Source organism: Bacillus sp. 2B09 (assembly GCF_003946835.1).
Classification (GTDB): Bacteria; Bacillota; Bacilli; order Bacillales; family Bacillaceae; genus Bacillus; species Bacillus altitudinis.
In genome coordinates this window covers 324,658-337,631 of the sequence record NZ_RPSG01000002.1, presented here as the reverse complement: position 1 = coordinate 337,631, position 12,974 = coordinate 324,658, and the positions used below count along the sequence as shown (strand labels likewise).

16 protein-coding genes are annotated in these 12,974 nt (G+C 40.2%); 11 read left to right on the top strand and 5 right to left on the bottom strand.

What is annotated here, in order from left to right; translation table 11 throughout:
- Positions 1-72 precede the first annotated feature (72 nt).
- The 5 genes from EBQ12_RS06710 (at position 73) to EBQ12_RS06690 (ending at position 4,199) form a co-directional block, all read left to right on the top strand.
- On the top strand, positions 73-960 hold the full coding sequence (locus EBQ12_RS06710) for a transporter substrate-binding domain-containing protein (RefSeq protein WP_017360022.1): 888 nt from the start codon (positions 73-75) through the stop codon (positions 958-960).
- A gap of 41 nt (positions 961-1,001) precedes the next feature.
- Positions 1,002-1,679 (top strand): amino acid ABC transporter permease, encoded by a 678-nt coding sequence (locus EBQ12_RS06705; RefSeq protein WP_007497584.1) that lies wholly within the window; start codon positions 1,002-1,004, stop codon positions 1,677-1,679.
- A gap of 10 nt (positions 1,680-1,689) precedes the next feature.
- Positions 1,690-2,430 carry an amino acid ABC transporter ATP-binding protein gene (locus tag EBQ12_RS06700; protein ID WP_008343342.1) on the top strand — a complete coding sequence of 247 codons (741 nt, stop codon included), beginning with the start codon at positions 1,690-1,692 and terminating at the stop codon, positions 2,428-2,430.
- A gap of 193 nt (positions 2,431-2,623) precedes the next feature.
- Positions 2,624-3,832, top strand: coding sequence for an ammonium transporter (locus tag EBQ12_RS06695; protein ID WP_008343343.1), 1,209 nt, complete (start codon positions 2,624-2,626; stop codon positions 3,830-3,832).
- A gap of 19 nt (positions 3,833-3,851) precedes the next feature.
- Positions 3,852-4,199 carry a P-II family nitrogen regulator gene (locus tag EBQ12_RS06690; RefSeq protein ID WP_125589427.1) on the top strand — a complete coding sequence of 116 codons (348 nt, stop codon included), beginning with the start codon at positions 3,852-3,854 and terminating at the stop codon, positions 4,197-4,199.
- Between the two features lie 86 nt (positions 4,200-4,285).
- Here EBQ12_RS06690 and spoIIQ read toward each other — a convergent pair whose 3' ends face one another.
- Positions 4,286-5,182, bottom strand: a complete 897-nt coding sequence (spoIIQ, locus tag EBQ12_RS06685; RefSeq protein WP_007497590.1) for a stage II sporulation protein SpoIIQ — start codon at positions 5,180-5,182, stop codon at positions 4,286-4,288.
- A 127-nt stretch (positions 5,183-5,309) separates the two neighbouring features.
- On the opposite strand from spoIIQ, the gene EBQ12_RS06680 reads away from it, so the two are divergent.
- A complete protein-coding gene (locus EBQ12_RS06680; RefSeq protein ID WP_008343345.1) occupies positions 5,310-5,807 on the top strand; it encodes a GNAT family N-acetyltransferase in 498 nt (165 codons plus the stop codon).
- A gap of 235 nt (positions 5,808-6,042) precedes the next feature.
- Here EBQ12_RS06680 and EBQ12_RS06675 read toward each other — a convergent pair whose 3' ends face one another.
- The 3 genes from EBQ12_RS06675 to EBQ12_RS06665 are packed head-to-tail and all read right to left on the bottom strand — an operon-like array spanning position 6,043 to position 8,940.
- Positions 6,043-6,573: a TlpA family protein disulfide reductase gene (locus tag EBQ12_RS06675; RefSeq protein WP_007497592.1), complete on the bottom strand. Its 531-nt coding sequence runs from the start codon at positions 6,571-6,573 to the stop codon at positions 6,043-6,045.
- Entirely contained in the window at positions 6,570-7,139 is a 570-nt protein-coding gene (locus tag EBQ12_RS06670) for a MauE/DoxX family redox-associated membrane protein (RefSeq protein ID WP_041091419.1), read from the bottom strand. Before EBQ12_RS06670 ends, EBQ12_RS06675 begins: the two co-directional genes overlap by 4 nt.
- 1 nt (position 7,140) lies before the next feature.
- On the bottom strand, positions 7,141-8,940 hold the full coding sequence (locus tag EBQ12_RS06665; protein WP_017360026.1) for an ABC transporter ATP-binding protein: 1,800 nt from the start codon (positions 8,938-8,940) through the stop codon (positions 7,141-7,143).
- A 98-nt stretch (positions 8,941-9,038) separates the two neighbouring features.
- Between EBQ12_RS06665 and EBQ12_RS06660 the strand changes: the two genes are divergently transcribed.
- Positions 9,039-9,548 carry a hypothetical protein gene (locus EBQ12_RS06660; protein ID WP_017360027.1) on the top strand — a complete coding sequence of 170 codons (510 nt, stop codon included), beginning with the start codon at positions 9,039-9,041 and terminating at the stop codon, positions 9,546-9,548.
- A 48-nt stretch (positions 9,549-9,596) separates the two neighbouring features.
- On the opposite strand, the gene EBQ12_RS06655 is transcribed toward EBQ12_RS06660, so the two are convergent.
- Positions 9,597-9,995: a hypothetical protein gene (locus tag EBQ12_RS06655; protein WP_007497596.1), complete on the bottom strand. Its 399-nt coding sequence runs from the start codon at positions 9,993-9,995 to the stop codon at positions 9,597-9,599.
- A gap of 516 nt (positions 9,996-10,511) precedes the next feature.
- Between EBQ12_RS06655 and EBQ12_RS06645 the strand changes: the two genes are divergently transcribed.
- From EBQ12_RS06645 to rpsN, 4 genes are all read left to right on the top strand, one after another.
- Positions 10,512-10,934 carry a DUF5362 family protein gene (locus tag EBQ12_RS06645; RefSeq protein WP_007497598.1) on the top strand — a complete coding sequence of 141 codons (423 nt, stop codon included), beginning with the start codon at positions 10,512-10,514 and terminating at the stop codon, positions 10,932-10,934.
- A 140-nt stretch (positions 10,935-11,074) separates the two neighbouring features.
- Entirely contained in the window at positions 11,075-11,224 is a 150-nt protein-coding gene (gene rpmG / locus EBQ12_RS06640) for a 50S ribosomal protein L33 (RefSeq protein WP_003214771.1), read from the top strand.
- An 80-nt stretch (positions 11,225-11,304) separates the two neighbouring features.
- On the top strand, positions 11,305-12,501 hold the full coding sequence (locus tag EBQ12_RS06635) for a GTP-binding protein (protein WP_052320293.1): 1,197 nt from the start codon (positions 11,305-11,307) through the stop codon (positions 12,499-12,501).
- Positions 12,502-12,517: 16 nt separating this feature from the next.
- On the top strand, positions 12,518-12,787 hold the full coding sequence (gene rpsN / locus EBQ12_RS06630) for a 30S ribosomal protein S14 (protein ID WP_008343369.1): 270 nt from the start codon (positions 12,518-12,520) through the stop codon (positions 12,785-12,787).
- Positions 12,788-12,974 lie beyond the last annotated feature (187 nt).

The following is a 12,974-nucleotide window of genomic DNA, read 5'->3' as shown; positions in this document are numbered from 1 at the left end:
AAAGCAAGACATACATTCTAAAAAGGGCAAGTGTTGGAAAAGCGCATATAAAATTGAGAATATGAGGAACAAATGGTAAGATGCTACACATATTTAAAAGCCTACTTTCTCCTTATACGGAGAACGGCTGAAAAGGAGGAGAAGCTTATTATTAAAAAAAGACGGTTTTGGGTCCCAGCCCTTTTCTCGGTTGCAGTATTACTTCTGTCTTCGTGCGGTTCAAATGAAACAAATGGGAACGGAGATAAACGTAATTCTACAGCGAAAGGGTCGCCGATTTTGGAAGATGGGAAATTTATTTTTGCAGCATCAGGTGAATTCCACCCATTCAGTTACATGGATGGAAACCAGATGTCCGGCTTTGATATTGATGTCGGCAATGCGATTAGCGACAAGATAGGCCTCGAGCCTGTACAGAAAAAATATAAATTCGCAGGCATCGTCGAAGGCGTCAAAGCAGGCAAATTTGATGCGGCCGTTGCAAGTCATACCATCAACGAGGAACGAAAAAAACACGTCCTTTTTTCTCAACCGTATTACTACTCCGGTCCGCAAATCTTCACAAGACCCGGCGCAGACATTCACAGTGCAAATGACTTAAAAAACAAAGAAATCGCTGTCTCTAAAGGTTCGTCCTATGCGGATATTGCCAAAGAACATAGCGGGCAGGAACCAAAATATTACGACAGTGATGTTGTCGCTTTAGAAGCACTAGCCAACGGCAAACACGATGCGGTCGTCACTGATTTTGCCACAGGTGCAGAAGCCATGAAGAAAAAACTTAAAATTGAAGCACAAGAAAGACTCGGGCAAAGTGAGCAAGCAATCGCTGTCTCTAAAGACAATAAAGAGCTCATGAAAGAGATCAATGATGCGATTGATGCACTCAAAAAAGACGGAACATTAAGACAAATTAGCGAAAAGTATTTTGACGAAGATATTACCGTCAAACAGGATTAAAACCACGATTGTGCGCCTTTCTCTAGGCGCACTTTCTTCAAATGGAGATGATTGTTTTGCCTACCTTATCACACTTTTTTCAAACGCTGATTGATTCTAGAGGCGTTTTCTTAGAAGGAATGCTGCTTACCTTACAACTCACTGTCATCAGTATTTTCATCGGCATGTTCATCGGGCTTTTCTTTGCCTTACTAAAAATATCCCGCGTAGCCGTTTTCGGTTATATCGCAAATGCCTATATCTTCCTTGTACGCGGGACACCACTCATTGTGCAGATTTTTATCCTGTATTTTGGGCTTACAGAATTAAATATACCCGACTTTTGGGCAGCCTCTATTGCGCTTGCCTTCCATAACGGTGCCTATATAGCAGAAATATTTAGAGGTGCGATTCAATCAATCGATCAAGGTCAAAAAGAAGCAGGACGTTCTCTTGGCATGGGGCGATTTCTAACCATGAGACGTATCATTCTCCCGCAAGCGATGCGGCGTGCCCTTCCCCCTCTCGGCAATCAGTTTATTATCGGCTTAAAAGATTCATCACTTGCCGCCTTCATCAGCGTCAATGAACTCTTTAACATAGCCACCACTCAAGGTTCCAACAGTTTTGACAACATGACGTACTTACTTGTCGTGGCTGTCTATTACTTAGTTCTTGTCCTGCTGTTAACATTCGCTGTGCAAACCGTTGAGAAGAAACTTTCAGTCAGTGATCATTAGGAGGAGAAGCATGACAGAATCAAAAGAGATCATTCGTGTTGAAAAACTGAATAAATACTTTGGAGAGCTGCATGTCTTAAAAGATATCGATCTCACTGTATATGAAAATGATGTCGTCGTCTTAATTGGTGCAAGCGGCTCTGGGAAAAGCACCTTGCTCCGTTGTATGAATTTTTTAGAAATAAAAAATGACGGTCAGATCATCATTGATGGCAGTCCCGTTCATCCAAAACGAGATCAATTAAACGAAATGAGGCAGAAAATAGGCATGGTGTTTCAGCATTTTAATCTCTTCCCGCACAAAACCGTGCTTGAAAACATCATCGAAGCACCGGTCATGGTGAAAAAAACAAAGAAAGCACAAGCGATAACTGAAGCCAATGTCTTATTAGAGAAAGTCGGACTAGCGGATAAAGCAAAAGTGTACCCTTCAAAGCTATCAGGCGGTCAAAAACAGCGCGTTGCCATCGCACGAGCTCTCGCCATGAAGCCCGATGTCATGTTATTTGACGAGCCTACTTCTGCGCTGGACCCAGAGCTTGTAGGCGAAGTGCTGCAAACCATGAAAAGTCTTGCCAAAGAAGGCATGACAATGGTCATCGTCACTCATGAAATGGGCTTCGCAAAAGAAGTAGCTGACCGAGTTGTTTATATGCATGAAGGACGAATCGTCGAACAAGGTACCCCATCAGAATTATTTGATTCTCCTCAAGAGGAGCGAACCAAATTGTTTCTCAGTTCGATTTTATAGGTCAAACGCCCTTTATTTTTCGTGATTCATGCACGTTTATTCTCATTTTTTACGAACTTTTCATCCATTTATATTGATAATGACCAAAAAACCATGTTAGATAAACTTACATGAATATGTTATATATGACTTTTCTCTCTATAATGAAGAATTAAGAAATCTATTAATTCTGAATGATTCGGGGGAATGCAGCATGCAAATGGGTGATACAGTATTTATGTTCTTCTGCGCACTACTCGTGTGGTTAATGACACCGGGTTTAGCCTTATTCTACGGAGGACTTGTGAGAAGTAAAAACGTGTTAAGTACGACAATGCACAGCTTAACCTCACTAGCCATTGTCTCTATCGTCTGGATCGTGTTTGGGTATTCACTCGCCTTTGCGCCAGGCAATGCATGGATCGGAGGCTTTGACTGGGTTGGACTAAAAGGCGTTGGCTTTGAACCTGGTTCATATAGTGACACGATTCCACATTCATTGTTCATGATGTTCCAAATGACCTTTGCCGTCCTCACAACAGCCATTATCTCTGGTGCCTTCGCTGAACGTATTCGTTACTCAGCGGTGGTCGTGTTTACACTCCTTTGGGTCACATTTGTATACGCTCCAGTCGCACACTGGGTATGGGGCGGCGGCTGGATTGGAGAAATGGGAGCACTTGACTTCGCCGGTGGAAACGTCGTCCACATATCATCCGGTGTGGCTGGTCTAGTCGTAGCCATTGTTCTCGGGAAGCGAAAAGAAGCGGCAAGTTCTTCTCCGCATAACTTGATCTACACACTTCTTGGTGGAGCTGTGATTTGGTTTGGCTGGTTTGGGTTTAACGTAGGAAGTGCCCTCACATTAGACAGTGTCGCCATGTATGCCTTTATTAACACCAATACAGCAGCTGCTGCAGGAATCATCGGCTGGCTGTTAGTCGAATGGATGATCAACAAAAAACCAACGATGCTAGGTGCAATCTCTGGAGCCATTGCAGGCCTAGTAGCGATTACACCTGCCGCAGGCTTTGTCACACCATTCGCTTCGATCATCATCGGAATCATCGGCGGAATCGTTTGTTTCTGGGGCGTCTATTCACTCAAAGCCAAGTTCGGCTATGACGATGCACTGGATGCATTCGGTCTCCACGGAATCGGCGGTACGTGGGGAGGCATTGCTACAGGCCTTTTCGCCACTACATCTGTCAATGATGGCGGAGCCAACGGCTTATTTTACGGCGATCCAAGCTTACTTTGGAAACAAGTTGTCGCCATCGTGGCCACATACGTCTTTGTTGCAGTTGTCACATACGTGATCATCAAAGTCGTCAACATCTTCTTCAAGATCCGCGCAACTGAAGAAGAAGAATCAGTCGGTCTTGATTTAACGATGCACGGCGAAAAAGCATATCAAGATTAAAGAAAAAAGGGGTGTCTCTATGAGCAAAATGTATAAAGTGGAGATTGTCACACGTCCAGCTAATTTTGAAACATTAAAGGTGGAGCTTGGAAAGATTGGTGTCACCTCGATTACCTTTTCCAATGTGCACGGCTGCGGATTACAAAAGGGACATACGGAACTATACCGTGGCGTCAAAAAGGAAAGCAATGTGTACGAACGTTTAAAGATTGAAATCGTCTTAAGCAAAGTACCTGTTGAACAGGTCGTGGAAACAGCACAGAAAGTACTGCGTACAGGCGAACCAGGGGATGGGAAGATTTTTATATATGAGATAGAAAATGCAATCAACATTCGGACAGGTGAAGAAGGACCTGCCGCCTTATAGCATCCCCTCCGCCATATGGCGGAGGTTTTTTTAAAGACAGAAAAAAACCTCTGTGCATTTATCTACACAGAGGATCTGACATGACATTAAGATTGTTTTGTTTCTTCTGACTGACTGCGGTCTTTAGAGGAATCAGAAGACTTTTCTTGATCAGAGGATTTCCCCTTCTCATCAGACTTATCTTCAGATTTTTCTTCAGCCGGCTCTTTTGCCTTATCGTCAGCAGCAGGTTCCTTCGTTTTTTCATCAGCCTTTGGCTGTGCAGGTTCTTTTGCTTCTTCTGTCACTTCTTGCGCTGCTTTTTCAATGGAAGAAACAGGCTTATCAATGAAGCTAAGCGGATTAAGCGCTAAACCTTCCATACGAATTTCAAAGTGAACATGGTTGCCGCTTTCAGCACCATATAGATTCTTACCAGAAGCACCGATGACATCATTCTGCTTTACTTCATCGCCTTCTTTTACACTCACTTGAGACAACGATTGATACACAGTAGACAATCCATCTTCATGTTCAATTTCAACAACGTGACCGAGAACTGGATCTTTTTTCGCCTGAACGACTGTTCCACTAAGAGCAGCTGTGACATCAAACACTTTGCCATCTTTATCTGCAAGATCAATACCTTTGCTTAAGGTATAGGTGTTATTATAGTTTACAAGTGCTGCTTCTTTTTCTTTTTGATCAGCATCTGCTTCATAGAACTTTTTCACGACAGAAACATTCTCAGAATTCTGGACCGGCATAGCAACATTTTCAATTGGCTTTCCAACTTCAACGGCATCATCACGCTGTTCTTGTCCTGTTTGATTTCCATCAGATAATTGGTCTTTCACATCTTTCGATACAGCTTGATACCAAAGAACGGCTGTTAACACGACCGCTGCGCTGACCAAGTAAATAGCAGGGAATACCCAGCGCTTACGGAAAAATTGCTGAACTTTTGTGATTTTGGAAGTACGTTTCTTTTCTTCCTCTCTCATTTTTCATCACCTCAGCAACATTCTGAACACTTTTCAAAAAATATATACACACGAAATCATTTTTCTTTTTATTTTGCGCAATCGCATCAATAATATGTATGATGAATGAAAAAAGATGGGGGTACATATGGTGAAAACTTTCAACCGCATGGCAACAGAAGATGACCTCAAAGAGATCGTCGATATCTACAATTCAACGATTGCTTCAAGAGAAGTAACGGCCGATACAGAACCTGTTACAGTAGAAGACCGCCGTCAGTGGTTTTTGAATCATTCAGAGAAACGTCCTCTCTATGTGAAAACAGATGAGGAAGGAAATATCTACGGCTGGCTCAGTTTTGAAACGTTTTACGGCAGACCTGCATACAACGGTACTGTTGAAATGAGTATTTACTTGAACCAAAACTATCGAGGAAAAGGTTTAGGGTCACTGTTCTTACAAGAGGCGCTCGAATTGGCACCCTCATTAGGCATCCGAACGTTACTTGCCTTTATTTTCGGCCACAACGAAGCCAGCATCAAATTATTTAAGAAGCACGGATTTGAGACTTGGGGACATTTGCCACGCATCGCAGAAATGGACGGCAATCGGTACGACTTAGATATTTTAGGAAAAGAATTATAAACTGAGCGTCTCTTGAAGAAAGACACGCTTTAGATTGTTGACAAAGGGCTAAAATGAACTTTAATTTAGCCCTTTGTCTTCTTTTCAGCGTGATAGAAAACCTTTGCAGCCCGAGGAAGGACGAGTACTGGCGCGGAGCGAATGTCACATTCGTGAGCACCAGCACGCAGGACTGACAAAGAATGCGAAGGTTTGTCTACACGCTGGAGCGTCTCTTGAAGAAAGAGACGCTTTTTTATGAAGCATGCACCAACTGCTCAAATTGCTTCGCATTTTGAAGCGATTTTCTTTTCAGAATGATACCATGTTCATCAATCAGAAGCGCTTGCGGAACAACTGTTACTCCATACAACTCCATAATTTGTGATGAGCGCATATAAACAGCTTGCTCCGGCAGCAATTGAAGAAGCGAGGCATCATCGGCTTGTTCATCTCCATTAATAACAATCACATGAGCATCATCATGTGAAGTTTGAGGCTGCACATCAGACAAAATACTTTTACAAGTCATACAAGTAGAATTCACAAATAACAGCATCACAGCTCGCCCATTTTGCAAATACTCCTTCAAGATCACCTTTTCACCTACATGCGAATAACTGCGAAATAACGGAGCCGGGTCACCAATATCCGCTTCCTTCAATTCAATTCCATCAAGAGATTTTATTTTATTCATAAATCTCCCGATAAAACGGGCAAGCAAAAACACGACAGCCAGCTGGGCAATGACAATTAATAACACAATGATTAATAAAATATCTGTCATTTCATTTTATCTCCTTCTATAATTGATCCATCTGCAATCTGGAATGAGTCGATCCACTTTCGCTTCAATAGCACAATTTCTTGGCTGACCGCTATGATCAAACAGACAGCCGCTGCAATGAGAAAACAAATCATTTTCAACCGCAATGAAATCATTTCAACACTAGGATGTACATAAAATAACCCTGCCACAAGAGTAAGCATCAGCAGATTACGAATCACAATCCCCCAATGCAGGCGATCGTTTTCCAGTAATCCTCCACAACCGCACGAAATATCACGATGCCCCCTCATTAAATTGAACGTAACCGCTCCAGAGTAAATACATAACAGGGCTGTAAGGCCCACTGCAGGCAGGACAGACATGTTCCATATAAACAAATGAATCGTACAAACCAACTCAATCAACAAAAATAAATAAAACATGGGTGCCGCGAAAGAAGGCGGCAGCAGCCGATAAGCATTGATCTGCTGGACATGTGCCTTCTGTTTCCTTGCTTTATCCAGCCATGCACCTGCAAAAATGATTCCTAGTAAATAGACTCCTATGAAATAAAAGACACTCACCTTACACCATCTCCTTTTGTTGAAATAGTTGAGATTGTGCCTCGTATAGCCTTCTGTATTCTCCGTGTAATGCCATCAGTTCATCATGGTTGCCCTCTTCAATGAAAGCACCATCTTTCATGACGATGATACGGTCTGCTAAGCGGGCCGCTCCCATACGATGTGTAATAAACAAAACACCTTGATCCTGCGTATGATCGAACAACTTTCGAATGAGTGAGATCTCCGACAATGGATCGAGAGCAGAGGTCGGTTCATCTAAAATAATAAAATCACTTTCTCTAAAGAAGGTTCTCGCCATCGCAAGCTTTTGCCATTGTCCGCCAGACAATTCATGTCCCTCTTCAAAAAAGCGACCTAGCTGCGCATCATATGTGTCTTCCATTTCATTAATTCTTTTCTCTATACCTGCTTGACGGGCGGCTGAAATCAACCGCTCTTCCTCTTCTATATCATCAATACGGCCAAACCCTATGTTTTCTCTCACAGTGAACTCGTACTTCATAAAATCTTGAAAAAGAACAGCCATTCTCGCATGATAGGTCTTTTTATGGATGGTGGAAATATCCTCTCCATTGACTTTGTGCATATTCTGTTGATCTGGATCGTATAAGCCGGTTAAACATTTGATTAAAGTGGTTTTACCGGACCCATTATCTCCTACTAATGCAATTCGTTCACCTTTATTCATATGAAAATGAATATGCTCAATCGCTGGTTTTTTCATATTCGGATAAGTAAAAGAGAGATTGTCTAATGTAATGGACTGGATATGCTCAATTCCCTGAAGCGACGCTGCCTCTTCCGTCTGTTCATGCATTTCCTCTTCTCTCTTTAGAAAAGCTCTCATTTCATCAACATATAGGCTCGTTTCATATAAACTAGAACATTCCCTCGTTAAATCTTGAAACCCACTTTGAATGTTTTGTACAGCTTGTAGCACTGCAACAAACGTACCCGCAGCTAATTTTTTTTGAAAAATAAGAAAGACAATCAATAAACCACAGCACACATAGGCCAATGTCATGAGCAACCCGCCTGCCATCTCCCAGCGCACTTGGCGTTTCAGCAAATTATATTTTTCATCTGCACTTTTAACGTAGTGACCTCTCCACTTTTGAAGAAGATAATTCCCTATTCCATATAAACGAACTTCCTTTAAAGAATCTCGCTGTGCGACGAGATCAGATACATACATTTCTCTTCGATCATTAGCCGTTAACAAACGATTTAATCGATAACGTGCGCCTCCAAAGAAAAGTTCAATCCATAATACTGGCAAGGTAAACAAGAACAATATGACCGCTAAGCCCCAATGAATACCGATCATATAAATAAGAAGTGATACAACAGTAATCAACGCGCTCATCATTGTAAAAATACTTCTCACCATACTGAGAACATGCTGATGACTGTTCATCACACGTTGACTTTCATTGTAAAAGGACGGGTGCTCAAACGTAATAAACGGCAGTCTTATCGCTTTTTGAAGCAATTCACCTTTCAAATGGAGACCGATCAGATTTGTTGCTTTCTGTTGACTAAGCTGAAGAATAAATTGAAGCCCATATCCTAAAATCACAATGACCATTTGCAGTCCAAATAACCACAAAACCTTTTGGATGTCACCTGAAGACGTCATAAATAAAATAATTTCATTAATCAAAGTTTGAATAATCCAGACACTAGCCAAAGGCATAAAACCAACGATCACTTGAATGAACAAAGTTAAAAGAAGATAAGAACGACTTTTTTTCCAAGTATAGGAGATTGCATATAAACAATGGTTCACTGTACTCATGAGATGCTCCACCTTACACCATTTAGTATAATTGACATATTTTTGATATTTGTAATATGATAGCTTTGCGTAACTTCACTTTGAGAGGACGATATACGATGAATTCAATTTTTCTTATACAGCTCGCTCTTATGATTTGCAGTCTTCTATTAACGGCTGGAATTATCATCTATTTAAAACAACAGATGCAGCTTATCATCTTACCTATAGAACACGTGGGGCAGAAACTTGCGCATCCACTTCTCGAACAGCCATCACCCATTCACATGAATGATCTGCTGCAAACAAATCGTACACAACAATTACTGATCTTCACTGACACAGCATGTCCGCACTGCATTCCATCACTCGAACAATTCCTAGAAACAAAAAAGCAGCGTAAACTAAACGTTTCATTGAGTATTTTGTTGAAAAACGGGCAAAAAAAGGACCAAGAATTATATCGTGATAACGAAACAAACTTGCGAATTATTCCGGTAGACGAACAATTGATAAACGCATTCCAAATTCAGGAGTTTCCGTTCTACATTATGGTAGAAGACAATGATACCATCTCATATGCAGCACCTTTTCCAGACGGTCTTTATTCAAGACTAGCTGCAAACTAAAGATAAATGAGGCATGTGAAGAGCATCAAACACATGCCTCATTTTTTATTATTGTGAATTCGGCTGAACATCCTTCCCTTTTTCCTCTGCAGCGATTTCATTAGCTTCGCTTGAAGCGGATGTTTGTTCCTCAGCTTGTTCAAACTCACTGCGAGCTTCATTTGAAATGTCAACTTGATCACCGTGCTGATTCACAGTAACGGAAGAAGACCCCTCTTTTTGAACCTCTTTCTCTAGTTCCTTTAATTTAGAAACATGAAGCTCTAAATCTTTTCCTTGCTGAACTAAAGTCAGTTGTTGAAATAACGCCTTTCTCTCTTCTGGAGAATGGTCGCCTTGAACAATTTGCGCTGCTTGGGTCAAAAAAGAATTTGATGTATGGCCAGCTTGACGCTTATTTGACGTCTGCATAGCATTTGTTACTAATGAAATTGGAGTTATGCTCATGCGTTCACACCCTAATAAATAAGATACTTAAATTTAGCAGCCACATTTAACGCGTTCTTGGCTAGTACAAATCTCACCTGTGTCACGATCCACATAGTAACGGAAAGTTCCAACGCCTTGAAGGAAACAAGTTGGTGCTGATTGGCAAGAAGTTACCAATCTTTGCAAAATACATCTAGCAGCTGCAGGTTGAACATTGGTCATTTTGTTTAAAATTCGATCTAACATATGAATTCCACCTTCCAATTTTTATGGTAATACAATACAATAATAACCAATGGATAGACAACTAACAACATATTTTGATAAATTTTCTAATTACTTCAAACTACTTTTCTTATTTACGACAAAATTTTTCGATTAGAATTGTAGTAATTGTTACTTTTTTCGTATTCGAAAATAATTTATTTATCCATAAAAAGTAAATAAAAGATAGAAATAAGGTCAATTCACTCTTCCTAAAGTACTACTTGCTCAAGTATGATATAGAGTGAATACATAAAGGAGTGAACACAATTGCAACAAACTGAGAAAATCATTCAATCTCTTCATTCAATAACAAAGTGGGGAAAGGTTGGGAGCATCTTTCTCTATATTTCAGGTGGTCTATCCATCCTCAGTGGGTTTTGGCTTGTTCTTCCTGCTGCCATTGGCGTTTTTCTGATTATGATGGGAATTCATGTCCAAAAATCCGTGAAAGCAGCTGAACAATTGATTCAAGCGCCTGATACTTCTTACGAAGAATTATTGGAACAATATGCTAAGATGATGAAAATGCAGACACTGTTTGCCATTTCAAGTATTGCCGCAGTTATTCTCTCATTCATCGCTATCGTTTTGATGTTTATACTAGGCGGGCTAGCCTTTCTCCAAGAGCTTCCTACCGATGTCCAACAGTACGAAGATTATTACGAAGAAGAACTTGGTGACTTTTATTAATAGAAAGGGGTATCAATAAAATGCGATACCCCTTTTTTATTTGAGTTGGCATAGCCTTGATACTAAACTTGACAATCAGCCTTTATCATTTTAAAATACAAATCGTAATCATTACGGAATAAAGGAGGGTTATAGCACTTATGCGCGTGAAAATCACCTTAGCCTGTACAGAAACAGGTGACAGAAACTATATCACTACAAAAAATAAACGAACGAACCCAGACAGATTGGAGTTAAAAAAATATTCTCCACGATTAAAGAAATACACCCTTCATCGGGAAACAAAATAATTTTCGGGATTCAAATCGTAACAATTACTATTTAAGCGAGGCGGCATACAAAATGATTATGTTCAAAAGGACTAAACCAAATGGATAAGAGAATACCTGTCACAGTTCTAAGCGGCTTTTTAGGAGCTGGAAAAACCACGATATTAAATCATGTTCTACAGAATCGTAAAGGGCTAAAAGTAGCTGTTATTGTCAATGACATGAGCGAAATAAATATTGATGCAGAATTAGTTAAGCAAGGCGGAGAACTCTCTCGATCAGATGAGAAACTGGTTGAACTATCTAATGGTTGTATTTGTTGCACATTGAGAGAAGATTTATTAATTGAAGTAGAACGCCTTTGTAAGGCTGGGAATATCGATTATATTGTCATTGAATCTACAGGTATTAGTGAACCAATTCCTGTCGCTCAAACTTTCTCTTACATTGATGAAGAAATGGGCATAGATTTGACACGTTTTTGCAGATTAGACACGATGGTAACGGTGGTAGATGCAAACCGTTTCTGGACAGATTTCCAGTCAGGAGAAAGTTTATTGGATCGTAAAGAAGCAGTTTCAGATGATGATGAACGAGAGATTTCCGATTTACTTATTGATCAAATTGAATTTTGTGATGTGCTCATTATCAATAAATGTGATCTTGTATCAGCATCAGAACTAGATCGGCTTGAGCACGTGTTAACCAAACTTCAACCAGAAGCAGCCATTATTAGAACCTCTAAAGGTAACGTACAGCCTAGTGATATTTTGAATACTGGTTTATTCAATTTTGAAAAATCTAGTGCTTCTGCGGGCTGGATCAAAGAAATTAATGCTGGACACTCTCAGCATACGCCTGAAACAGAAGAATACCAAATCTCATCTTTTGTTTATGAAAGAAGGCTTCCTTTTCATACTGGCAGACTGAATGCATGGTTAGATCAAATGCCAGAGCAGATTGTTCGAGCGAAAGGATTTATATGGCTAGCGACACATCATGATTTAACCATTTTAATTTCACAAGCCGGAAAATCTGTTGCAATTGAACCAATCGCATACTGGATTGCTGCCTTACCTGAGCAAGAACGATCACGGATCTTAAATCAGGAACCAGAAATTCTAGATGAGTGGGATGCAGAGTTTGGTGATCGACATACAAAACTTGTCTTTATCGGTGTAGATTTACCTAAAGCAGATATTATTCGTACACTAGATCAATGCTTACTCACACCTGAAGAATTTGATCAAGATTGGACAACGTTTGAAGACCCCTTTCAATGGAACATACACACTTAAACCAGGAGGGTTTTAAATGGCAAAGAAATCAAAAATAGCAAAAGAAAAAAAGCGGCAGCAGCTCGTTTTGAAATATGCACAATTAAGGAAAGAGCTAAAAGAAAAAGGTGACTATGAAGCTTTGCAGAAACTACCTAGAGACTCTTCACCCACTCGCTTAAAAAACCGCTGTGAATTAACTGGCCGTCCTAGAGGTTACTTGAGAAAATTTAAAATGTCTCGAATTGCTTTTCGTGAGCTTGCCTATAAAGGACAGATTCCAGGAGTGAAAAAATCGAGTTGGTAAATATTGATTTGATCTTAGCATAGTTCCTGTCAATGTAAAGTAGGACAAAATGAATAAAAATCTTTTTTTCATCCTTACTCCGTCAATTTTGAGGTACAAAATAGCATTTTAAAAAAACAGCAGAATCTCTGCTGTTTTTTTATGGGGATGAGCTTATAGGAAAAATTGTCCTGATGTTAAAAGAAGA